General features: G+C 73.5%; 19 protein-coding genes. 8 read left to right on the top strand and 11 right to left on the bottom strand.

Translation table 11 applies throughout. The annotated features are described in order from the left end of the window. Nucleotides 1–6: 6 nt before the first annotated feature. The 3 genes from ASD16_RS10090 to ASD16_RS10080 are packed head-to-tail and all read right to left on the bottom strand — an operon-like array spanning nt 7 to nt 2,999. The gene (locus ASD16_RS10090; RefSeq protein WP_055916414.1) at nt 7–990 is read right to left on the bottom strand and encodes an ABC transporter substrate-binding protein; all 984 of its coding nucleotides are present in this window, start codon (nt 988–990) and stop codon (nt 7–9) included. A 34-nt stretch (nt 991–1,024) separates the two neighbouring features. After that, nucleotides 1,025–1,852 (bottom strand): ABC transporter ATP-binding protein, encoded by an 828-nt coding sequence (locus ASD16_RS10085; protein WP_055916412.1) that lies wholly within the window; start codon nt 1,850–1,852, stop codon nt 1,025–1,027. 58 nt (nt 1,853–1,910) lie between these two features. Then, on the bottom strand, nt 1,911–2,999 hold the full coding sequence (locus tag ASD16_RS10080; RefSeq protein ID WP_055916410.1) for a VIT1/CCC1 family protein: 1,089 nt from the start codon (nt 2,997–2,999) through the stop codon (nt 1,911–1,913). Between the two features lie 140 nt (nt 3,000–3,139). Between ASD16_RS10080 and ASD16_RS10075 the strand changes: the two genes are divergently transcribed. Continuing rightward, nucleotides 3,140–3,553, top strand: coding sequence for an ATP-binding protein (locus tag ASD16_RS10075; protein ID WP_055916408.1), 414 nt, complete (start codon nt 3,140–3,142; stop codon nt 3,551–3,553). Here ASD16_RS10075 and ASD16_RS10070 read toward each other — a convergent pair. Next, the gene (locus ASD16_RS10070; RefSeq protein ID WP_055916405.1) at nt 3,537–4,118 is read right to left on the bottom strand and encodes a hypothetical protein; all 582 of its coding nucleotides are present in this window, start codon (nt 4,116–4,118) and stop codon (nt 3,537–3,539) included. The genes ASD16_RS10075 and ASD16_RS10070 overlap by 17 nt on opposite strands. Before the next feature lie 109 nt (nt 4,119–4,227). Here ASD16_RS10070 and ASD16_RS10065 point away from each other — a divergent pair, with 109 nt between their 5' ends. Further along, nucleotides 4,228–5,415, top strand: coding sequence for a sensor histidine kinase (locus ASD16_RS10065; RefSeq protein WP_055916403.1), 1,188 nt, complete (start codon nt 4,228–4,230; stop codon nt 5,413–5,415). After that, on the top strand, nt 5,412–6,074 hold the full coding sequence (locus ASD16_RS10060; RefSeq protein ID WP_055916401.1) for a response regulator transcription factor: 663 nt from the start codon (nt 5,412–5,414) through the stop codon (nt 6,072–6,074). The genes ASD16_RS10065 and ASD16_RS10060 overlap by 4 nt, the downstream gene beginning before the upstream one ends. 1 nt (nt 6,075) lies before the next feature. Here ASD16_RS10060 and ASD16_RS10055 read toward each other — a convergent pair whose 3' ends face one another. From ASD16_RS10055 to ASD16_RS10045, 3 genes are all read right to left on the bottom strand, one after another. Further along, the gene (locus ASD16_RS10055; protein WP_055916399.1) at nt 6,076–6,441 is read right to left on the bottom strand and encodes a hypothetical protein; all 366 of its coding nucleotides are present in this window, start codon (nt 6,439–6,441) and stop codon (nt 6,076–6,078) included. 103 nt (nt 6,442–6,544) lie between these two features. Beyond that, complete coding sequence (locus ASD16_RS10050; RefSeq protein WP_055916397.1) at nt 6,545–7,531, bottom strand: TIGR03557 family F420-dependent LLM class oxidoreductase; 987 nt, start codon at nt 7,529–7,531, stop codon at nt 6,545–6,547. A gap of 38 nt (nt 7,532–7,569) precedes the next feature. Then, nucleotides 7,570–8,673: a Gfo/Idh/MocA family protein gene (locus ASD16_RS10045; RefSeq protein WP_055916395.1), complete on the bottom strand. Its 1,104-nt coding sequence runs from the start codon at nt 8,671–8,673 to the stop codon at nt 7,570–7,572. Between the two features lie 147 nt (nt 8,674–8,820). Here ASD16_RS10045 and ASD16_RS10040 point away from each other — a divergent pair, with 147 nt between their 5' ends. Both ASD16_RS10040 and ASD16_RS10035 read left to right on the top strand, forming a co-directional pair. After that, on the top strand, nt 8,821–9,042 hold the full coding sequence (locus ASD16_RS10040) for a hypothetical protein (protein ID WP_055916392.1): 222 nt from the start codon (nt 8,821–8,823) through the stop codon (nt 9,040–9,042). Beyond that, nucleotides 9,032–9,469: a TA system VapC family ribonuclease toxin gene (locus ASD16_RS10035; protein ID WP_055916391.1), complete on the top strand. Its 438-nt coding sequence runs from the start codon at nt 9,032–9,034 to the stop codon at nt 9,467–9,469. The genes ASD16_RS10040 and ASD16_RS10035 overlap by 11 nt, the downstream gene beginning before the upstream one ends. Before the next feature lie 56 nt (nt 9,470–9,525). Here the strand turns inward: ASD16_RS10035 and ASD16_RS10030 are convergent, their stop codons facing one another. Next, nucleotides 9,526–11,172: an ABC-F family ATP-binding cassette domain-containing protein gene (locus tag ASD16_RS10030; RefSeq protein WP_055916389.1), complete on the bottom strand. Its 1,647-nt coding sequence runs from the start codon at nt 11,170–11,172 to the stop codon at nt 9,526–9,528. Between the two features lie 182 nt (nt 11,173–11,354). Beyond that, nucleotides 11,355–12,203, bottom strand: a complete 849-nt coding sequence (locus ASD16_RS10025) for an SDR family oxidoreductase (RefSeq protein ID WP_055916387.1) — start codon at nt 12,201–12,203, stop codon at nt 11,355–11,357. Between the two features lie 104 nt (nt 12,204–12,307). Here ASD16_RS10025 and ASD16_RS10020 point away from each other — a divergent pair, with 104 nt between their 5' ends. Together ASD16_RS10020 and ASD16_RS10015 are read left to right on the top strand one after the other, a co-directional pair. Continuing rightward, nucleotides 12,308–12,703, top strand: a complete 396-nt coding sequence (locus ASD16_RS10020; protein ID WP_055916385.1) for a helix-turn-helix domain-containing protein — start codon at nt 12,308–12,310, stop codon at nt 12,701–12,703. 121 nt (nt 12,704–12,824) lie between these two features. Continuing rightward, nucleotides 12,825–14,885, top strand: coding sequence for a DEAD/DEAH box helicase (locus tag ASD16_RS10015; RefSeq protein WP_055916383.1), 2,061 nt, complete (start codon nt 12,825–12,827; stop codon nt 14,883–14,885). Here ASD16_RS10015 and ASD16_RS10010 read toward each other — a convergent pair. Both ASD16_RS10010 and ASD16_RS10005 read right to left on the bottom strand, forming a co-directional pair. Further along, nucleotides 14,882–16,540, bottom strand: coding sequence for an NERD domain-containing protein/DEAD/DEAH box helicase (locus tag ASD16_RS10010; protein WP_055916381.1), 1,659 nt, complete (start codon nt 16,538–16,540; stop codon nt 14,882–14,884). The genes ASD16_RS10015 and ASD16_RS10010 overlap by 4 nt on opposite strands. 49 nt (nt 16,541–16,589) lie before the next feature. Next, nucleotides 16,590–18,008, bottom strand: a complete 1,419-nt coding sequence (locus tag ASD16_RS10005) for a LamG domain-containing protein (protein ID WP_055916379.1) — start codon at nt 18,006–18,008, stop codon at nt 16,590–16,592. Nucleotides 18,009–18,150: 142 nt separating this feature from the next. On the opposite strand from ASD16_RS10005, the gene ASD16_RS10000 reads away from it, so the two are divergent. Beyond that, nucleotides 18,151–21,648, top strand: a complete 3,498-nt coding sequence (locus ASD16_RS10000) for a bifunctional RecB family nuclease/DEAD/DEAH box helicase (protein WP_055916377.1) — start codon at nt 18,151–18,153, stop codon at nt 21,646–21,648. Nucleotides 21,649–21,706 lie beyond the last annotated feature (58 nt).

Here is a 21,706-nt window from a genome sequence, read left to right as displayed (position 1 = left end):
TGGTCGTCAGGCCGTCAGGGCCGCGACGGTCGCGTCGATGAACGCGGCAGCGGACTCCGGTCCGCCGAACATCCAGATGCCGTCGGGCAGCCGCGTGGTCTGGCCCGCGACGACGAAGGGCAGCTGCTCCCAGATCGCGTTGCCGGTCAGGCCGTCCTTGAACGCGTCGCCGCCGTCGGTGTCGTTGCCGACGTAGAGGAAGTGCACGTCCCCGCCGAGACCCGTCAGGCCCTCGACGTCGGTCTGCGCGAGGCCGTAGTCGGGGTCGCCCTCACCGGTCCAGGCGTTCTGGAGACCGAGCTCGCCGGCGACGCCGCCGAGGAACGAGCCGGGCGTGTACATGCGGATGGAGACGGCGCCGTCGGAGATCCAGCCGTCGGCCATCGTGTAGGTGGCACCGGTCAGACCGGCCTCGTCGAGCGCGGTCTTGGCGTCCGCGACCTTGGCGTCGAAGTCCGCGAGCGCGGCCTCCGCGGCGTCGGACGTGCCGGTCGCCTCGCCGAGGATCTCGAGGGTGGTGCGCATCTTGGCGATCGGGTCGGATGCGTCCGAGCCGCGCAGGGCGATGACGGGGTACTCCGCCTCGATCTGCTCGATGACCTCGGCCGGCAGGTCGGTCGTCGTGACCACCAGGTCGGGCTCGAGGGCGGAGATGGCGTCCAGCGACGGCTCGCCGCGCATCCCGACGTCGGGCGTCGACTCGTCGAGCGGCACGACCGTGTCCCACGTGTTGTAGCCCGCGACGTCGGCGGCGCCGACCGGCGTGACCCCGAGCGTGAGCAGGTTCTCCGTCAGTCCCCACTCGAGCGAGACGACGTTGACGGCCGGGCCGTCGAGCTCGACGGTGCCGCGGTCGTCCTCGATCGTGATGGTCTCGCCGGAGGCTGCCTGGGACGCGGACGGAGCGTCGGCGGCGTCCTCGGTGGTGCCGCAGGCGGTAAGCAGGAACGCTGCACCGGCGAGCAGGGCGGGAAGGGCTGTCTTGCGCACAGGGGTGTCCTCAGAGGTTGGTGAGCAGGGGCTTCTAGACGGTGGTCAGGTGCTGGCGGTGCGTGTGCTTGCCGACGGGCCGGGTGTGGACCCGGCCGGTGGTCTCGTCGCGCTCCACGTCGATGCGGATGCCGTAGGTCTCGGTCAGGGCGTCGGCGGTGAGCACCTCGTGCGGGCGGCCGGAGCCGACGACCTCGCCGCGGCGCAGCAGCACCACGTGGTCGGCGACGGCGGCGGCCTGGTCGAGGTCGTGCAGGACGACGCCGACGGCCACGCCGTGGTCGTCGGCCAGGTCACGCACCAGGTCGAGGATCTCGACCTGGTAGCGCAGGTCGAGGTACGTGGTGGGCTCGTCGAGCAGCAGGACGCGGGTGTCCTGCGCGAGGCAGGTGGCCAGCCAGACGCGCTGCAGCTCGCCGCCGGAGAGCTCGTCGACACCCCGCTCGGCCATCGACCCGACACCGGTGACCTCCATCGCCCAGGCGATGGCGCGCGGGCCGTCGGCGTCGTTCTGGCGCCAGCGGCCGCGGTACGGGTGGCGGCCGTAGCCGACGACGTCCCGGACGCTGACCCCCGACGGCGTCGGTCGCGACTGCGACAGCAGGGTCACGCGCCGGGCGAAGTCCTTCGCGGACAGGGCGTGCGCGTCGGGGACGCCGGGGAGGCTGACCGTGCCGGACTCGGGGCTGTGCAGCCGCGCGAGCGCACGCAGCAGCGTCGACTTGCCGGAGCCGTTGGGGCCGATGAGCGCGGTGACCTGGCCGGGCTGGAGGCGCAGGTCTGCCGACGTCACGACGACAGTGCCGTGGTACGCCAGCGTGAGGCCGTCACCGCACAGGGCGTCTCGCTCGGAGGAGGTCACCGGCTGAGGTTAGCCTTAACTAAGTAAGGGTTGCCAACCCTTGTTCAGATGACGAACATCACACGGTCGCACCGAAGGCCAGCCCGAGCAGGTACGTCGCACCCGCGGCGCCGTAGCCGATCGCCAGCTGCCGCAGCGCGCGCTTCGCGGGCGACGCCCCCGACAGCACCCCGACGGTCGCGCCCGTGGCCAGCAGCGCGAGCCCCACCAGCACCGACGCCCACACCACAGCGGTGAGGCCCTCGGCACCCAGCAGGTACGGCAGCACCGGGATGGCCGCCCCCGACGCGAAGAAGCAGAAGCTCGCCGCCGCGGCGCCCACGGCCGTGCCGACGGACTCGTGCTCGTCGACGTCGACGGGCTCCTGCGCCAGCGCGTCCGGGTCGCCCAGCGACCCGAGGACCTCGTCGGCCCGCGCCTGCGCCTCGTCCGGCTCCATCCCGCGGGCCCGGTAGACCAGCGCCAGCTCGTTGGCGTCGACATCCAGGTGCGGCAGAGCCGCCCGGGCGGCCAGCCCCGGCCGGGACGCCTCGAGCAGCTCCCGCTGGGACCGCACCGAGACGTACTCCCCCGCACCCATCGACAGCGCCCCGGCCAGCAGACCGGCCAGGCCGGTGAGCAGCACGACCGACGTCGCCGCACCCGACGCCCCGATGCCGAGCACCAGCGCCAGGTTGCTGACCAGGCCGTCGTTCGCCCCGAACACCGCCGCGCGGAACGTGCCCGAGATCCGGTTCCGGCCCCGCGTGGCCAGGCCGCGGACGACCTCCTCGTGGATCGCCTCGTCGGCGGCCATCGTCGGTGTCGCGTCCGCGTCGTCGTCGTACCCGGACCGCGCCTCCGCCCGCTGTGCGAGCGCGAGGACGAACACCGACCCGAACCGGCGGGCCAGCACCCCGAGGATGCGCGTGCGCAGGTCACCCAGGCGCGGCTTGCCGACGTCGTCGCCCAGCAGGTCCAGCCAGTGCTGCTCGTGCCGGCGCTCCGCGTCGGCGAGCGCCAGCAGGATCTCGCGCTCCTCGCCGGTGCGCCGGGACGCGATGTCGCGGTAGACGGCACCCTCCGCGCGCTCGTCGGCGAGGTACTGCCGCCACCGGCGGACCTGGCTCCTCGACGGGGTCGGACGTGCGGTCGGTGTGGTCTGCACGCCTCATGATCCCAGCCGGCCAGGGGCAAAACTGACTTCAGAGCGGTGTTCAGGTTGCCGAATCATCAGATGTGCATGACCGTGGCTGGGGTCGACGGAAGTCCGTCGTCGTTCCCGTCCCACTCTCCGGAAGGCTGCCGATGTATGCCGAGACGGCCGTGACGCCCTCGCTCTCCGCGATCGCGCCCGCCCGGCACTGGGCCCGGGAGCGGCTCTCGGAGAGCGGCATCGACGACGGGCGCCTCGACCTGCTGGTCCTCCTGGTCAGCGAGCTGGTCACCAACGCGGTGGCCCACGCCGACCCGCCCGTCGTCCTGCGCGTGCACGTCGACGAGGAGCGGACCCGCGTCGAGGTCACCGACGGCGTCCGCGACGTCCCCGTGGTGCGCGACCCCCCGCCGACCGCCCTCGGTGGCCGCGGCGTGATGTTCGTGGACCGGCTGGCCAGCAGCTGGGGCACCTCCGAGGAGGAGGGCGAGGCGGCGAAGGCCGTCTGGTTCGAGCTCCGCCACGACGACGTCAGCGAGCTCGACCGCTTCACGACCGAGCGCTGACGCTCGGCTGCCTGGCCCGCGTCGACACCTCCGACCAGAGCGGGCCGAGCACCAGCCACCCGACGAGCACCAGCGTCGCGCGGCCCGCCCAGGAGGCGAGCACCTCGCGCTGGTCGGGCGCGGTCGCGACCAGCATGAGGATGCCGAGCACTCCGCACGACACCAGCCACGCGACGACCACCCGCCCCCACAGCCGCCACTCGTAGCTGCGCGCGGGCGCACCCTCGCGCGGTCGCGGCTCCGGAGCAGGCCCCCCGGCGAACCGGAACGCCACCCACGCGTCGACCTTGTGCACGGTCAGCTTGCCGAACCCGACCGTGAAGCCCAGGTACAGCGCCGCGAGGCCGTGGGTCCAGGTGGGCTCGGCGCCGCGCAGCAGGTCCCCGACCGTCGCGACGAGCAGGACCACCTCCAGCAGCGGCTCGCACAGGAGCAGGACCGTGGACGTCCGGTGCCAGTGCAGCGCGTAGCGGGCCACGACGGCGGCGGCGAGGAACACCCAGAACGCGATCTCGCACGCAACGACGAGGGCGGCGACGGGGTTCTCCCGGAGGGCGTCGATCATGCGTCCACCCTGACCGCGGTCGCGGTGGCAGCGCGTCGGGCATCGGCATCATGCCCGTGTACATCCTTCGGACGACGGTCCGGCCGCACCGGTGTGCTGGGATGGCCGGATGGGACGCCGCCTGCGCGCGTGGACGGAGGACGACCGCGCGGTCGCCGGCACTCTCGTCGTGCTCGGCGTCGCGCTCGCGATGATCGGCCTGGCCGGTCGACCTCCGCGCGCGCTCGCCGGCACCGTGGTCGGCGAGTACGCGGTCTGGTGGCACCTGCTGATCCTCGGGTGCGCGGCGACCGCACTCCTGGCCAAGCGGCGGCACCCCGTCGCGACGCTCGTCGTGGTCGCGGCGCTCGCGGCGCTCGACGGGTACCTCGGCGGCGGCATCGTCATCTTCGTCGTGCTGTTCGACGCGCTGTACACCGCCGCGCTCATCACGTCCCCCGTCGCGCGGCGCCGGATCGTCTGGACGGTCGCCGTGGTGGCCGTGGCCGGACCGGTCCTCATGCTGGCCACCGGGAGCGAGCCGCGGGCCGCCATCGTGACGTTCCTGCAGGCCGTCGCGATCTACGGGACTCCGCTGTGGTGGGCGTCCGACGTGCGGCAGCGCACCGAGCTCGCCGAGCTGGAGCGGGAGCGCGCCGATCTGGCCCAGGCGGTCGCGGCGGACGCCATGCGGATCGCCGAGCTCGACCGCGAGTCCGCTGTGCGCGAGGAGCGGGCGCGCATGGCCCGGGACCTGCACGACGTCGTCGCCGGGCACCTGTCGGCCGTGGCCATCCACACCGAGGCCACCCTGGCGTCGGCGGACACCTCGCGTGACCGGGACACCCTGCGGACCGTCCGCGCCGGAGCGCTCGAGGCCCTGGCGGAGATGCGGTCGATGATCCTGGTCCTGCGCGGTCGGCCCGACCCGGTCACCGCGCCCGCGGGTCTCGCCCGGCTCGACGCGCTCGTCGCCGCCGCACGGTCGACCGGACAGGAGGTCGTCGTGGTCGGTGCCGCACCCTCGCCCCTGCCGGCGGCGACCGACCAGGCCGCCTTCCGGATCGTGCAGGAGTCGCTGACGAACGCCGCCCGGCACGCCCCCGGGGCGGCCGTGGAGGTCACCGTCGGTGGACGCGACGGCGTCGAGGTCGTCGTGACGAACCCCCTGGGCCGGGCGGCAGCGCCGCCGCCGAGCACCGCCATCGGGCTCCTCACCATGCGGGAGCGCGCGGAGGCGCTCGGCGGCACGCTCGTGGCGGGCCCGTCCGAGGGCCGGTGGGTCGTGCGCGCGTCCCTGCCGCGGGTCGTCTCATGACCGACGACGTGCGGGTCCTCGTCGCCGACGACCACGGCGCGATCCGCGCCGGGCTGCGGCTCATGCTCGACGGCGCCGACGGGATCACCGTCGTCGGGGAGGCCGCCGACGGAGCCGCCGCCGTCGCGAACGCCCGGGCGCTGCGGCCCGACGTGGTGCTCATGGACATCCGGATGCCCGGCACGGACGGCATCGAGGCGACCCGCACGATCGTCGCCGAAGGACTCGCGGACGTCCTCGCCCTGACCACCTTCGACCTCGACGAGTACGTCCGCGGGGTGCTCGCCGCCGGCGCCGTCGGCTTCCTGCTCAAGACCGTCGGAGCCGCGGAGCTGGTCGACGCCGTCCGCCGCGTCGCCGCCGGGGACGGCGTGCTCGCCCCGGAGGTGACCCGTCGACTGCTCGCCGACCTCGTCGCCGCGCAGGCACCGGCCCCCACCCCCACCCCGGCGCCGGGCGTCGACGACCTGACCGCCCGCGAGCGCGACGTGCTCGCGTGCCTCGGTGCCGGGATGTCGAACGCGGAGATCGCGCGTGCGCTCGACATCACCGAGGCGACGACGAAGACGCACGTCACGCGCGTGCTGGCGAAGCTCGGCTGCACGTCGCGACTGCAGGCGGCGCTCGTGGCGGTGGAGACGGGCGTCGTGCGGCAGTGACCTACTGATCCCAGGGCGGGGTCTCGTCGAGCTTCTTGTAGTACTTCGCCAGGTGGCTCTTGATGCGGTCGCGGTCCTTGTCGGGGACGTCGACGCCGCCGCGGGAGCCCTGCATGACGGCCGCGGCCGCGAACACCCCGCGGGGCACGGCCCGGAGACGTCCGTCGATGACGTCCGCGATCAGCAGCTTGTACGCGGTGAAGTTCTCCTTGGCGTCGGCGTCGTACCAGACGTGCGCGTCCCGGTACTTCTCGTTGGGCTCGTCTTCGGCCTTCGCCCAGGCGCGGACGCGCTTCTCGGCGGCGTCGCCGTCCCAGGCCCGGTCGCGGTCGGCCAGGGGGAGGTCGCCGAATGCGGTGACAGCCATGTGCGGATTCCTCTCAGTTCTCATGGTCGGCCCGGGCCTGCGCTCCGCTGCGGGCAGGTGCCGCTCCGCGACCCCTACCCTCCGCTGCCCTCCGGCCCGGTCCTCAGTCGGTGGGTGCTGCGGCGCGGAGCTTCTCGAGCAGGGGTCCGGCCGCCGTCGACAGGAACTCGTCCTGGCGCTCGTCGCCGACCTGCACGATCGCGATGTCGGTGAACCCGGCCTCCCAGTACGCGGAGACCGCCTCGACGACGGCGTCCAGGTCCGGGCCGCACGGGATCTGCTCGGCGACGTCGGACGGCCGGACGAACTGGCTGGCGGCGTCGAACGCCTCCGTGGTCGGCAGGTCGGCGTTCACCTTCCAGCCGCCGGCGAACCACCGGAACTGCTCGTGCGCCCGTTCGACGGCCTTGTCCCGGTCGGGGTCCCAGCTGATCGGCACCTGCCCGATCTTGCGCGACTCCGGCAGGGCGTGGCCGCGCGCGTCGTCCCAGGCGCGGATCGCGTCGGCGTCCGGTTCGACGGCCACCAGGTGGTCGACGAGCTGGGAGAACCGCTGGATCGAGTCCGGCCCGGAGACCGCCGCCCCGATCTGGATCGGCTCGTCGGGAAGGTCCCAGATCTTCGCGGAGTCCACCTGGAAGAAGTCGCCGGCGAAGTTCACGCGGTCGCCGGTGAGGAGCGCGCGGATGATCTCGATCGCCTCCTCGAGCATGTCGTGGCGCTCGCCCACCGCGGGCCAGCGCTCACCGACCACGTGCTCGTTGAGGTTCTCCCCTGCGCCGACGTTGAGCTGGAACCGACCGTCGGAGAGCACCCCGAGCGTCGCGGCCTTCTGCGCGACGACGGCTGGGTGGTACCGGAGGGTCGGGCAGGTCACGTAGGTCATGAGCTCCACCCGCTCGGTCGCCTGGGCGACGGCGCCCAGCAGCGTCCAGGCGTGCGGTGCATGACCCTGCGCGTCGAGCCAGGGGAAGTAGTGGTCGCTGGACACCTCGAAGTCGAACCCGAGGCGCTCAGCGGCGATGGAGTAGCGGACCAGGTCCTTCGGTCCGGACTGCTCGGTCATCAGCGTGTAGCCGAAACGTGTCACCGACCGACGGTCGCACCACGCCCGCGACGGCGCATCCGCTACGCGTCCGCCCAGGCCTCCCGGGCCGTGCGGACGGGCTCGCCCGTGCGGCCGGCCTCCTCGATCGCCAACCCCAGCAGGTGGTCCTGGCAGCCGTCGGCCAGCGGGTACGGCGGCGGGCCGTCGCCGCGCACCCAGGCGCCGGTCGCGTCGAGCAGCGCGGCGACCGCGATGTCGTCGTCGGCCAGCCGGGCACCCTGGAACGCGTTCCGGTAGAGCACGCGGGCGTCGAGGCTGAGGTGCTCCAGGTCGAACCCGTCGAGGTTCTGCTCCAGGCCGGTCACGCGCCGGACGATCGGCGAGCTGACCACGGTGCGGTCGTCCACCCAGCGCGTCACGGTGTCGTCGACGATCTCCCCGTGCGAGCCGCGGATCACGATCCGGTTGGTGCGCAGAGGGTTGTGCCACTGGTTGTCGGTGAAGTCGTACAGGGCGCTGCGGCCGTCGCCGAAGTCGAGCGTCGCGAGGATGTTCCACGCGTCGACGGGCTCGGTCGCGCCGGTCCAGCCGTCCCGCGCGAGCGGGCTCATCAGCGGCGCGGTGACGATCGTCGCCCGCACGGTGACCTCGCCGCGGCCCGCGCCGAGCAGCCGGCGGATCAGACCGACCGCGTGGTACAGATGCGTGGAGCTGATCTGTACGCTCGTCACGCTCCCGATCAGGCCGTCGTCGACCACGGCGATCCGGGCCGCGTGCGACGGCATCGACGGGCTGTGCTCGGCCACCTGGACCAGACCCGACGAGCCCACGTCGCCCCACAGTTCGCGCAGCCCGTCCGCGTCGGGCGCGGGCGGTGTCTCCGCGAGCACGGGGATGCCGAGCCCGACCAGCTCGCGCGTCGCGTCCGGCGTCACAGGCCACGGCACCGACACGACGACGAACTCGGGGCGGTCCGTGGTCGGGCCGACCGCGGTCACGAGCTCCTCGATCGTGCGGACCGTCGGCACACCCCACGCCCGCTCGACCTCTGCCCCGCGCTCCGCCGACCGCGTGACCACGCCGACGCACTGGAACCGCTCCGGCATCAGCCGGGTCATGCGGACGAAGAACTCCGCCCGCCACCCGCTGCCGACCACACCGAACCGGATGGGTGCCTGCGCCATCGGGAAACCGTCCTCGCCGTCGAGTGCCACGAACCGAGCGAGCGTAACCCTGGGCCTGTGGATGACGGCCACGCGAGCTGGGCGACCAGACATACGGTCGGGGTATGACCGATGATGCGGTGATGCGGTGATGCTACGATGACACGCATGCGGACGACGCTCGAGATCGACGACGCAGTCCTTGCTGCGGCCCGCGCACTCGCTACGCAGAACGGCACGTCGCTGGGTGCCGCAGTGTCCGAGCTCGCGCGCCGGGGACTGCAGGATCCCCCGATCACCACAGGCCGCAGCGGCTTCCCCGTCTTCGACGCCACAGCTGGCCACCACATCACGGACGAGCTCGTGGCACGTCACCGCGATGACGACTGATCCCCTCTACCTGCTCGACGCGAACGCCCTGATCGCTCTCGCGAACGCCGGGCACGTCCACCATCACGCCGCACACCGGTGGTTCGCGCACGCCACCCGGTGGGCGACCACTCCGATGACCGAGACGGCGTTCCTCCGCCTCCAGTCGAACCCGCTGGTGACGGGCCGGCAGATCAGTCCCGCGGCCGCGCGCGAGGCCCTGGGAGCGATGCGAGGACTGCCAGGTCACACCTGGATCCCCGACGGCACGAGCCTCGCCGAACCGATGATCCGATGCGACGCACTGGTCGGTCACCGGCAGGTCACCGACTTCCACCTGGTCAACCTCGCCGCGACGGCCGGCGCGGTCCTCGCGACGTTCGACTCGGGCATCCGCGCGGCATTGCTCGCTCCGGACCGGGAGCTCGTCTCCCTGATCCCGGTGTAGCGATCGATGTGACGGCGTCCTCGGGTGTCCAGCGGCACGAGGTCCTCCCGTCGCGGTCAGTCCGCCGTGACCTCGGTGACCTGGCCGTCCTCGACGTGCCAGCGGCGGGTCAGGCGGACGGTCTCCAGCATCCTGCGGTCGTGCGTGACCAGCAGGATCGTCCCGTCGAAGCTGTCGAGCGCCGACTCCAGCTGCTCGATCGCCGGCAGGTCCAGGTGGTTGGTCGGCTCGTCGAGGACGAGCAGGTTCACGCCACGAGCCTGCAGGAGCGCGAGGGCGGCTCGGGTCCGCTCGCCGGGCGACTGCGAGGACGCCGGCCGGTGGATGTGGTGTCCGCCGAGACCGAACTTGGCGAGCAGCGTGCGGACGTCGGCCGTGGGCCAGTCGGGCACCTCGTGGGAGAACGCGTCGACCAGGGGCTCGTCGCCCTCGAACGCCCGACGCGCCTGGTCGACCTCGCCGACGAGCACGCCCGAGCCGAGGTCGACCGCGCCGGATGTCGGCTGCAACCGGCCCAGGAGCAGGCCGAGCAACGTCGACTTGCCCGCTCCGTTGGGACCGGTGACCGCGACCCGGTCGCGCCAGTCGAGCTGGAGGTCGACCGGGCCGAGCGTGAACCCGCCACGGGTCAGGACCGCGTGCCGGGCGACCGCGACGACCGCACCCGACCGACCGGCGGTCGCGATGGTCATCTGCAGCTGCCACTCCTTGCGCGGCTCGTCGACCACGTCGAGGCGCTCGATCATCTTCTCCGTCTGCCGGGCCTTCGCGGCCTGCTTCTCCGACGTCTGCCCGCGGAAGTTCTTGATGTGCTTGTCGTTGTCGGGTGCCTTGCGGCGCGCGTTCCGCACGCCCTTCTCCATCCACGCCCGCTGCATGCGCGCGCGGGCGTTGAGGGCGTCGCGGCGGGCGGCGTACCCCTCGTAGGCCTCGCGCGCCTGGCGACGGGCGATCGAGCGCTCGTCGAGGTAGGAGTCGTAGCTGCCGCCGTAGGTGGTGACGCGCTGCAGGCTGCGGTCGATCTCGACGACGGCCGTGACGGTGCGGCTGAGGAACTCGCGGTCGTGGCTGACGACGACGATCGCGGCCTCGGAGCGGTCGACGAAGTCCTCGAGCAGGTCCAGGCCGGCGGCGTCCAGGTCGTTGGTCGGCTCGTCGAGGAGATAGAGGTCGTAGCGCGAGAGCAGCAGCGCGGCCAGGCCGACCCGGGCGGCCTGGCCCCCGGACAGCGCGGTCATCGGGTGGTCGAGGTCGACGGTGAGCCCGAGGTCGTCGGCCACCGAGCCGAGGCGCGCCTCCAGGTCGGCGCCGCCGAGCGCGAGCCAGCGTTCGAGCGCCTCGGAGTAGGCGTCGTCGGCCCCCTCCTCCCCCGCGCCGAACGCGTCGGCCGCCTGGTCGAGCGCGGCCTGCGCGTCCGTCACACCGGTCCGCCGGCCGAGGTGGTCACGCACGGACTCGCCGTCGACACGCTCGATCTCCTGCGCCAGGTATCCCAGGTGCGCGTGCGCGGGGGACACCGCAATGCTGCCGCTGTCGGCCTGGCGCCGGCCGCCGAGGATCTGCAGCAGCGTGGACTTCCCGGCGCCGTTGGGGCCGACGAGGCCGATGACGTCGCCGGGCGCGACCACGAGGTCGACACCGGAGAACAGCTCGCGATCGCCGAACCCGGCCCCCACGTTCTTGGCCTGGACGGTTGCGGTCATGCGGTCATTCTCCCTGCTCGGCGGAGATGTGAAGGTACGCGGGCCTCCCGTCGGAAAGCGCGTTCTTTCTCGCCCTGGATGCGCTTCGACACCACGCTTCGAGGGCCATCTACGTCACCGACGCCCTCGCGAGGACGCCCCAGCGGTGCGGCCGGTCACCGCCACCTGCAGTCGCGGTACGGCTACTGGCCGAGCGCCGCGCGGAGCCCGTCGACGAGCGGGGTGGTCGGGCGGCCGATGAGCGTGCGCAGGTCTGAGGTGGCGTCCGCCAGGTCGCCGCGGCGGATGTCGGCGTCGAGCGTCGCGACGAAGCCCGCGGTGCCCTCGTCGAGACCGGCGCCCACGAGGATCGCGCGGTGCTCGTCGGAGGAGACCTGCTGAGCGACGACGGGCACGCCCAGGACGGCCGTCGCCGCCTCGGCGAGCTCGTCGGCCGACCACGCGACGTCGCCCGTGAGCTCGTAGACGCGCCCCTCGTGGTCGCCGCCCACCAGCACTGCGGCGGCGCCGGCGGCGAAGTCGTCGCGGGAGGCGCTGGCGACGCGGCCGTCGCCGGTGCTCGTCAGCAGGACACCGGTGGCGCGCGCCTGCTCGACGGCGCCGACGTAGTTCTCCGTGTACCAGTTGTTCCGCAGGATGGTCCACGCCAGCCCGGACGACCTCAGCAGCTCCTCGGTGGCCTTGTGGTCCGGAGCGAGGACGAGCGCGGTCGTGTCGGCGTGCGGGGCGCTGGTGTAGACGACGCGGCGGACACCGGCGGCCTTGGCGGCGTCGATGACCCGGCCGTGCTGCGCGACGCGCTGACCCACGTCGGTGCCCGAGATGAGCAGCACCGACTCTGCGCCCGCGAACGCCGCCTCGAGCGAGGCCGGGTCGTCGTAGTCGATCGCGGCGGTGCGGACCCCCTCGGGGAACCCCGCCGGGCGGCGGGCGGCGGCGACCACCTGGTCGGCGGACAGCCCACCCGCAAGGAGGTGCTCGACGACGAGACGGCCGAGGTGGCCGGTGGCACCGGTGACGACGACGGACATGAGTGGTTCCTCTCGAAAGGCGTTTCGCTTGTCCTCCAGCCCAACCCCCGCTCCGCGCAGCGCCTTCCCGGCCGTCGGTACCCACTTTGTCGTAAGGTACGCACGTGACGGTAAGCAATGAGGTCAGCGTCCTGGACCGGCTCCTCACCGACGGAGTCCTGGCCGCCGCGTGCCCGTCGCGCACCGTGCTCGACCACGTCACCAGCAAGTGGGGAGTGCTCCTGCTGGTCGCACTCTCCGACCGCACCATGCGGTGGGGCGAGCTCCGCCGGATCGTCGAGGGCATCAGCGAGAAGATGCTCGCGCAGACCCTGCGCACCCTCGAGGCAGACGGGATCGTGCACCGCGAGGTCACCGGCAGCGTGCCGCCGCGCGTCGACTACTCGCTCACCCCGCTCGGGTCCGAGCTGGTCACGCGGCTGCTGCCGCTCATGGAGTGGATCGTGGACAACGCCGACGACATCGTCGCCCGGCCGGACCCTTCCCGGCCACAGGCATAGGCCACGCCCCGGGAACGAGTTGCGGTGCGCGACTGAACTCGAACCGTGCTGATGCCGACAACACATCGGGGGCATCGGATGCGGAGGTCGCTCCGCGCGGCGAGAACGAGGAGGGTGCACTGTGTCGACACCGAGCGACGTGCTGCACGCTGCCTTGTGCGCGCGCCCGTTGCAGACGGCGTCGGAGCTGACCCTGAGCGTCGCCGACGGCGGTCAGGACGCACTGACGACGGCGGAGATCGAACAGCTCCTCGTCGGCGACCCGCGGCTCCGCCCCGACGGCAGCACGCCGCCGCGCTGGCGTGCCCTCGGTGCCGGCCACCCCGCGTCGCTCCTGAATCTTCCGACCCCGCGGCGTCAGGCGATCGTGCCGGCGGCGTCGTTCGGCGAGCGTGCCGGTTCCCCGGTTTCGGGACCGTCCGAGCCACCGCGCGGGATCCTGCCGGCCGCGGCCTTTGCGGGCCGGCCCTCCGTCCGGCTCCAGGGTGAGCCCCCGACCCCAGCCCTGCCGGTGCGGATACCCGTGAGCGCCCGCCTGGCGACCGTCGCGAAGGCACCCGTCGAGGTGCCGGTCCGCGAGCGCGTCGCCGCTCCGTTCGCGCCGACGTTCGCGCCGGTCCTCGTGCCGACGGTCGAGCCGGTCCTCGTGCCGACGGTCGAGCCGACGAGTGCGCCGGTGGTCGATCCGGCGAGCGTCACGACGACGGCACCGGCACCCGTGACCAACCCGACGCACCGCGTCACCGAGCCGCTCCCGGTGCGGGTCGCCCCCGAGGACCGAGCCCCTGCGGAGCCGTTCAGCACCGCACCGGTGACGCCCCCCGGTGGGCTGTTCCGCGCGCTCGCCACGCCGCCGGCCGTCGAGCGCGGTCCGCTCCCGCCGGGCGGCGAGGTCCGGTACGTCGGACCACAGCTGCGTCGGTGGCAGAAGGACGTGCTGGACGCGTGGCTCGCGGAGGAGCGGCGCGGGATCGTCGAGGCGGTCAGTGCGCGGGGCCGCGGGGTCGTCGGGGTGCTCGCGGCGTGGGACGCCCTCACGCGCGGCGAGAAGGTGCTGGTCCTGGTGCCGACGTCGGACCTGCTGGACCAGTGGTTCTCGACGCTGGAGCTGCACCTGCCGGGGTTGTCGATCGGGCGACGGGACATCACGACGGCGCACACGTTCGACGAGTGCGACGTGCTGGTGTCGCTGGTCAGCGCGGCGTTCGGGCACCAGCTGCTGGAGGACGGCCGGGCCGGGCTGGTCATCGCGGACGAGGTGCACAAGTACGGGTCGGCGCGGCCGGCCGAGACGCTGCGTGACGGGTTCGGTGCCCGGCTCGGGCTGACGTCGGCGATGGAACGGCAGGACCCGGGTTTCGACGAGGTCCTGCGGCCGTACTTCGGCGCGGTGCTCGACGGGTGCGACCTGCGCCGTGGCCGCAAGGACGGGGCGATCGCGCCGTTCCGGCTCGCGTTCGTCGCGGTGGACCTCGACGCGGACGAGCAGGCGGAGCACGACGTGCTGTCCGCGCAGATCACGGAGCTGACGGAGCGACTCGCGGGGCTCGGGTGCACCCCGGGCCGGTTCGTCGAGGACGTCATCCGCCTCCAGGGCGGCTGGCGGGAGAACGCCGGCGCCGCCGCGGACGCCAGCGCGTACCTGCGCGCGGTGAGCACCCGGCGGGACCTGCTGGCGACGTCGTCGGCGAAGACCGGCGCCCTCGCGACGCTCGCGCCGACGCTCGCACGGTCCACCCACGGGCTGGTCTTCACGCACACGAAGGACGGCGCCGACGCTGCTGCGGCGGGTCTGCGCGCGGCGGGCGTCCCGGCGGCATGGCTGCACAACGGCCTGGAACCCGAGGTCCGTCGCAACACCCTGCGCGACCTGCGCAGCGACCAGCTCAGGGTGGTCACGGCGCCGAAGGTCCTCGACGAGGGCCTCGACCTGCCGGCCGTCGACGTGGTCGTGGTCCTCGCCGCCAGCCGGTCCTACCGGCAGCTGGTGCAGCGCGTCGGCGCGGTCCTGGCACCGACGGAGTCCGACCGGGTCCCGCTGGCCGTCGTCGTCCACGCGCGCGGGACGGTGGACACCGACGACGGTCTCGTGGCGGACCTCGCCGCTGCCGCGACCGAGGTGCGCTCGTTCGACGTCGGCACCTCGGGCGCCGTCATCGCGGCCTGGTTCCTCGGCGCCTAACCGGGCTGCCAGACCTCGGCCCGCTCGAGCCGCTTGCGCACCCCGTCGCCGCCGATGTGCTCGATCTGCGCGCGCGGCCCGACCACCACGAGGAGCACCCGGGCGCGGGACAGCCCCGTGTAGAGCAGGGTGCGAGCCCGCTCGACCTCACGGAAGCCGTTCACGGCGAGGATCACGACGGTCCGCTCCAACCCCTTGAACCCGAGGACGTGGCCGTAGAACACGTCCTCCCCGGCGAAGAACCCGTCCCAGTAGCCGGCGTGCCCGGCGCCGCCCACCAGCTCGACCTGCATCGGGTGCCGCGAGCCGGTGGCCAGCAGGGCGACCTGACCGGGCAGCCAGCCTTCCTCGAGCAGCGTGTCGACCATGTCGTCGGCGACCTCGATGGCCCGCTCGAACGGCACGTCGAGGATGCGCACGGGGGCGCCGTCCGTGCCACGCGGCCGGGTCACGCCGTCCCGGAGCGAGCCGCACAGCTGCGCGATCTGCTTGGTGGAGCGCAGGTTCTCGTCCAGGTGGACCGGCGGGGTCGCGATGGGCGCGACGCCGTCCCGGCCGAACACCCGCTGGGCCTCGTCGAGGAACACGAAGAGACCACCGCCGTCGGGGTCGCGCAGGCACCGGACCAGCGACGGCCACCACTGCTCACCGAAGTCCTGCGCCTCGTCGACGACGACGGTGTCGAACAGCTCGGCCCGCGGCCGGCTGTCCGCGAGCTCGCCGAGGCGGACCGGAAGGATGCGCTCGAAGAAGTCCACGTCGTCGTCCGCACCCTGCTGCGCGCCCCACGCGATCGGCAGGTCGTGGAACAGCCCGACGAACGCGGGGCGCTCCCGCGGCCTCCACGTCCGCGTGATGCGCTGCAGGTAGCGCCCGAGCCCGCGGGAGTAGCAAAGCAGCGCGACGCGCTCACCGGCCGCCGCGCGCCGTCGGGCCTGCTCGAGGGCGAGCCACGTCTTGCCCGTCCCCGCGCCGCCGACGACCTGGAGCCGGTGGAAGGACGAGAGGTGGTCGAGCATCTTCGCCTGGTCGCGGGTGAGGTGGTCGAGGTGGTCCTCGAACGCCGCGGCCGTGGCCAGCACCTCGACCTGGGAGGGGAAGCTGCCGGCGAGGAAGTGCACGAGCCCGTCCATCGCCGCCTCGTCGAGCGGCGCGAACCCGGCGCCGTGACCGTCGATCGCGTGCCTCACCAGCCCGGCGGCGCTCGCGACGTCGGTGCGGTCCAGCAGCATGGTCCGCGGCAGCTCGGGGGCGGCCCAGTCCTGCGGGACGTGCACGTGCGGGAGCGCGACGACGTGCGCGGTGCGCGCCCGGGCGGCGTCGTACCCGTAGCGCACCAGGAGCTGGTGCAGCACGTGCCGGGCGTCCTGCACCTGGCGGACGGGGTCGATCTCGTGCCGACGCTCCCCCGACCCCTGCCACCACGTCCCGGCCTCACGCGTGACGTGGCCGCCCTTGACCTCGATCACCGCGAGCCCGACCCCCGGCCACGCGACGAGCAGGTCGATCTCCCGCTCGGTCGCGCCGTCCTGAAGACCCACCCCGGCGAACAGCGCGACGTCGTCGGGAAGCTGGTCGCGCAGCGCCTCCCACACGGTGCGCTCGGCACCGACGTCGTCCCGGAACACCGGGTCCTCGGGGTAGAGGCGAGGCATGGGACGTGTCTAGCGCACCCGCGACGCCCGCGTCAGAGGCGCGGCGCGGTCAGGCACCCGCCGAGCAGGCCCGCCGGACCGACGTGGTCGAGGCGACGGTTCCCTCGGAGACGGTCACCGAGCTGATCGCCCCCGCGAACGGTGCTGCACCCCCGGACCCCTGACCGAGCCGGAACGTTCCCGCCGACGACGGCACCGCGGTCACCGGGACCGGCCCGCCGGTCACGGGGACCAGGTCTCCGGGCTCGTCGGCCGTGCCGATCTCGCAGACGTAGAGGGCGATCGTGCCTCCCGCCGCGTCGTAGGTCCCGGTGAGGTGGACCCACGAGCCGAGGTTCGCGGCTCCTGCCGAGCGCGTGACCGACGTGTCGCCCCCGCTCGTCGCGAAGGTCCAGCAGGCCGGCACGCCGTCGGCGCACCCCGTGGTGTCGTAGCCGAGCGTGAACCCGTCCTGGCTCACCGCGGCGCCCTGGGTGCCGAGCGCGTCGAGGCGCACGAACGCCGAGACGGTGAAGGGGTGCGTCGTGTCGAGAACGGGGCCGGCGGCCGCGGCGCCGTCGGCGGGGTCGTCGAAGAGGAGTGCGCGGTCCGACTCACGATCGGCGAGCTCGGCCAGCGGACCGGCCGTCCACGTCGTGCTCGGGGTCAGCGTCAGCGGGACGCCGGTGCCGGTGGCGACGTCGCCGGCACCCTCGTCGAGCAGCCACCTGCCGCCGCCGGTCACGACTGCGGCGACGGTGAAGCGGTAGAGCCGGCTCTCGCTCACGTTGCCCGCCCGGTCGACGGCATACACCTGCAGCGTCTGCGGGCCGGACGTCGTCGGCGTGTAGGAGATCGTCGGGGCCGTGGCAGGGACCTGCCCGGGCGCGCTGCCGAGGAACTCGTACTGGTAGGACACCACGTCGGTCGACTCGTCGCTCAGCGTGAACGAGCCTCGCTGGCTGACGCCGCCGGACGACGCGTCCTCCGCGTAGACCGCCGGCTCGCCCGCCACGGGTGTGATGGCCGGGAGGGCGGGGGGTGCGGTGTCGACGGTGAACTGGCAGAGCTTCGGCAGCCCCCAGCGGCCGCCGTCGTCCCGGCCGGTGACCAGCCAGGTGTACGTGCCACCGTCGGCGAGCTTCCCTTCGGGAACGGTCACGGCGTGCGACTGGCCCGATGCCTGCTGACCGGACGCGCCGGACGCCCAGACGACGCGGGCGCGCGAGTCGACCACGGCGAACGTCGCGCTGACCGCCTGCCCGTCGGGGTCGGTGAGCGTCGCGCGCAGCGTCGGGGTGGTGCTCCGGACCCAGGGCCGTGCGGAGCCGACGGCGCACGCGGCCAGCGGGTCCGAGATCCGGGCCGCCGTCACGACGGGAGCCTTGCCGCGCGCGGGTGCCGAGGCGGACGCGGACACCGCCGGCACGACGAGCGCCGCCGCGGCGACGACGGCGACGGCACTGATCCGAAAGCTGGCTGCGCGCACTGGGGCCCCCTTGCTACGCCCCGGGCCGGTGCCGCAGGGCTGCGCTCGGACGGTAGCGGGCGTCCGGTATAGGTGGGTATCAGCCCAACGGGTGATCCGCGGCGGTCACGGCCGTGTCCGGGCCGCCCTCTACCCTCGGCGCATGTTCCTCCTCGCCGACGGCGGCCTCGTCCTCAGCCCGAGCGACCTCGCCAACGCCGCCGCCTGCGAGCTCGCGGTGCTGAGCAACCTCGACGGTCGGCTGGGCTGGTCGCAGCCGGCGCCGATCGCGGCCGACGCGATGCTGGAACGGGTGTCCGCCCTGGGCACCGCACATGAGCGAGCTGTCCTCGACGCCTACCGCGCCACGGGCGACGTCGTCACGATCGAGCGCCCGCGGTACGACGAGGCCGGCGAGCGGGCCGCGCTGGAACGCGTGCAGGCCTCGACGCTCGCCGCGCTGTCGTCGGACGCGGACGTCGTCTACCAGGCCGGGTTCTTCGACGGCCGGTTCACCGGCTGGGCCGACTTCGTGGTCCGCGAGGGCGACCGGTGGGCGGTGCTCGACACCAAGCTGGCCCGCAGCGTGAAGGTCACGGCGCTGCTGCAGCTGACGGCGTACGCGGACCAGCTGGTCACCGCGGGGATCCCGGTGACGGCCGACGTGCACCTGATCCTCGGCGACCGTTCCCGTTCCAGCCATCGCCTCGCCGACCTGCTCCCGCTCTACCGCGAGCGCCGCGCCCGCCTGGAGGGCCTGCTCGACGAGCACCGCTCGGGGGGCACGCCGGTGGCCTGGGGCGACCCCCGCTACCGGGCGTGCGGGCAGTGCGAGACCTGCGCGGTCCAGGTGGCCGCGCACCGGGACGTCCTCCTCGTGGCCGGGATGCGGTCGACGCAGCGTGCGCGGCTGGCGGCGGCCGGTGTCGGCACGATCGACCAGCTGGCGACGAGCACCGGGCCCGTCCCCGGCATCGGCGTCGCGACGCTGGCCAACCTGCGCCGGCAGGCGGCGCTCCAGGTCCGGCAGGAGACCGCGTCGGAGCCGCTCGTGTTCGAGGTGATCGAGCCCGCCGCGATCAGCGACCTGCCCGTGCCGGACCCCGGCGACATCTTCTTCGACTTCGAGGGCGACCCGCTCTGGACCGACGACACCGTCCCGGCCGACGAGCCCGCGGACTGGGGCCTGGAGTACCTGTTCGGGGTGGTGGAGCCCGACGGCACGTTCCGGCCGTACTGGGCACACGACCGCGCCCAGGAGAAGCAGGCGTTCGTCGACTTCCTGGCCTACGTCGAGCAGCGCCGCGCCGCCCACCCGGGCATGCACGTCTACCACTACGCCCCGTACGAGCGGTCGGCCCTGCTCCGGCTCGCGGGCCGCCACGGCGTCGGCGAGGACGCGGTCGACCAGCTCCTGCGCGACGGCGTCCTGGTCGACCTGTACGCGACGGTCCGCCGCGGCCTGCGCGTGGGCAGCAGCTCGTACTCGCTGAAGAAGCTCGAACCCCTCTACATGGGGTCGGAGAAGCGCGGCGGGGCGGTCACGACCGCCACCGACTCGATCACCGAGTACGCGGAGGCGTGCGACCTGCGGGACGCCGGGAACGCGACCGCGTGGCAGGCGAAGCTCGACGAGATCGGCGAGTACAACCGGTACGACTGCGAGTCCACGCTGCGGCTGCGCGACTGGCTGCTGGCGCACGGTCCGGCGCCGACGGGGTCCGCGGTCGCCGACGTCCACGAACCCGCCGAGGAGGACCCGCTGGTTGTCGGGCTCCTGGCGACGGCCGAGGGGCTCGACGACGCCCGGGACCGGCAGGCGCTCCGGATGCTCGCGGCGGCCGTCGGCTATCACAAGCGGGAGGAGAAGCCGTTCTGGTGGGCACACTTCGACCGGCTGCAGTCCGACCCGGCCGAGTGGATGGACCCTCGCGGCACGCTGCTGGTCGAGGGGACTCCCGAGGTGGTCGAGGACTGGAGCATCGGCCCGGGACGATCGACCTACAGCCGCGTCCTGCGCGTCGCGGGTCACCTCGAACCGGGCAGCGACCTGCGCGCCGGCGGCAAGGCGTACGCCCTCTACGACGTGCCGCCCGCCTACGCGAAGACCTCGAGCACCGGGCACCGCGGGTGGACGCAGAGCATCGAGATCCTCGGGGTCACGTCGCAACGTGCGACCGACTCGCCGTCCGGCACGCGGGACGTCCTGCGGGTGGTCGAGCGGCTCCCCAAGAACGCGGTCCCGGAGCCCGGCCTGCCCATGGCCCTCGCGCCGTCGGCACCCCCGCAGACGACGACCGTCGTCGCCGCCATCCGCGCCCTGGTGGAAGGCATCGACGCCAGCCTGCCCGCGCATCCCGCGATCGACCTCCTGCGCCGCATCCCCCCGCGCACCCGCGCACTCCCGCTCCCCCGGCCCGACGACGTCACCGGCACCACCGAGGCGCTCATCGACGCGGTCCTCGACCTCGACGGCTCCTACCTGGCCGTGCAGGGACCGCCGGGCACCGGCAAGACCTACACGGGCGGTCATGTGATCGCGGCGCTCGCGGCACAGGGCTGGAAGGTGGGCGTCGTCGCGCAGTCGCACGCGGTGGTCGAGAACATGCTGCGGGCGGTGAACGACGCCGGGCTGGCGGCGGAGCGCATCGGCAAGAAGCCACAGGACGAGCATCCCGACGACGCCGTCTGGGAGTCACTGCCGCAGGGCAAGCACGCGGTCGCGTTCCACGCCCGGCAGCCCGGCGGCTTCGTCATCGGCGGCACCAAGTGGGACTTCACCAGCCGTGACCGCGTCCCGGCCGGCGGGTTCGACCTGCTCGTCATCGACGAGGCGGGGCAGTTCTCGCTCGCGGACACGATCGCGGTGTCGACGTCGGCCCGGAACCTGCTCCTCCTCGGGGACCCGCAGCAGCTGCCGCAGGTGACGCAGGGCCGGCACCCGGAGCCGGTGGACCGTTCGGCGCTCGGCTGGCTGGTCGACGGGCACGACACGCTTCCCGACGAGCTCGGCTACTTCCTGGCCCGCACGTGGCGGATGCACCCGACGCTCTGCGCGGCGGTCTCGCACCTGTCGTACGAGGACCGGCTGGACGCGGTCCCGCGCACCGCCGAGCGGTCGCTCGACGGCGTCCCGCCCGGCCTGCGGACGATCGTCGTCGACCACGTCGGCAACGCCGTCTCGTCGCCCGAGGAGGCTGCCGTCGTCGTCGAGCAGGTCCGCGACCTGCTCGGACGCAGCTGGACGGACGGCACCACCCGGCCGCTGACCGGCCAGGACGTCCTCGTCGTCGCCCCGTACAACGCGCAGGTCTGGACCGTCCGACGAGCTCTGGACGCCGCCGGGATCGCCGACGTCCGGGTGGGCACGGTCGACAAGTTCCAGGGCCAGGAGGCGGCCGTGGTCCTGGTCACCACCTGCGCGTCGTCCGCCGACGACGTGCCGCGCGGGATGGAGTTCCTGCTGAACCGCAACCGGCTGAACGTCGCCGTCTCGCGGGCGCAGTGGTGCGCGATCATCGTCCGCTCGGCCCGCCTGACCGACTACCTCCCGACCCGCCCGGAGACCCTCGCGGAGCTGGGCGCATTCATCGGGCTGTCAGCGTCGACGGTCGTGCCTGGTCCACCGTCCGTCGAGAATGCCCTGGGTCCCGGATCGTGACGCCCTAGCGCGACTCAGGGCATTCTCGACGGCCACGATGCCCTCGCTCGCCGCGCGG

It is taken from the genome of Cellulomonas sp. Root485 (assembly GCF_001426705.1).
Classification (GTDB): domain Bacteria; phylum Actinomycetota; class Actinomycetes; order Actinomycetales; family Cellulomonadaceae; genus Cellulomonas.
Note: the sequence above shows the minus strand (reverse complement) of the source record. Positions and strands in the feature narration are given on the sequence as shown.

Coding starts and splice junctions, on each gene's coding strand:
- ASD16_RS10075 (WP_055916408.1), top strand. CDS start 3,140: ATGTATGCCGAGACGGCCGTGACGCCCTCGCTCTCCGCGATCGCGCCC.
- ASD16_RS10070 (WP_055916405.1), bottom strand. CDS start 4,118: ATGATCGACGCCCTCCGGGAGAACCCCGTCGCCGCCCTCGTCGTTGCG.
- ASD16_RS10065 (WP_055916403.1), top strand. CDS start 4,228: ATGGGACGCCGCCTGCGCGCGTGGACGGAGGACGACCGCGCGGTCGCC.
- ASD16_RS10060 (WP_055916401.1), top strand. CDS start 5,412: ATGACCGACGACGTGCGGGTCCTCGTCGCCGACGACCACGGCGCGATC.
- ASD16_RS10055 (WP_055916399.1), bottom strand. CDS start 6,441: ATGGCTGTCACCGCATTCGGCGACCTCCCCCTGGCCGACCGCGACCGG.
- ASD16_RS10045 (WP_055916395.1), bottom strand. CDS start 8,673: ATGGCGCAGGCACCCATCCGGTTCGGTGTGGTCGGCAGCGGGTGGCGG.
- ASD16_RS10040 (WP_055916392.1), top strand. CDS start 8,821: ATGCGGACGACGCTCGAGATCGACGACGCAGTCCTTGCTGCGGCCCGC.
- ASD16_RS10035 (WP_055916391.1), top strand. CDS start 9,032: ATGACGACTGATCCCCTCTACCTGCTCGACGCGAACGCCCTGATCGCT.
- ASD16_RS10030 (WP_055916389.1), bottom strand. CDS start 11,172: ATGACCGCAACCGTCCAGGCCAAGAACGTGGGGGCCGGGTTCGGCGAT.
- ASD16_RS10025 (WP_055916387.1), bottom strand. CDS start 12,203: ATGTCCGTCGTCGTCACCGGTGCCACCGGCCACCTCGGCCGTCTCGTC.
- ASD16_RS10010 (WP_055916381.1), bottom strand. CDS start 16,540: ATGCCTCGCCTCTACCCCGAGGACCCGGTGTTCCGGGACGACGTCGGT.
- ASD16_RS10000 (WP_055916377.1), top strand. CDS start 18,151: ATGTTCCTCCTCGCCGACGGCGGCCTCGTCCTCAGCCCGAGCGACCTC.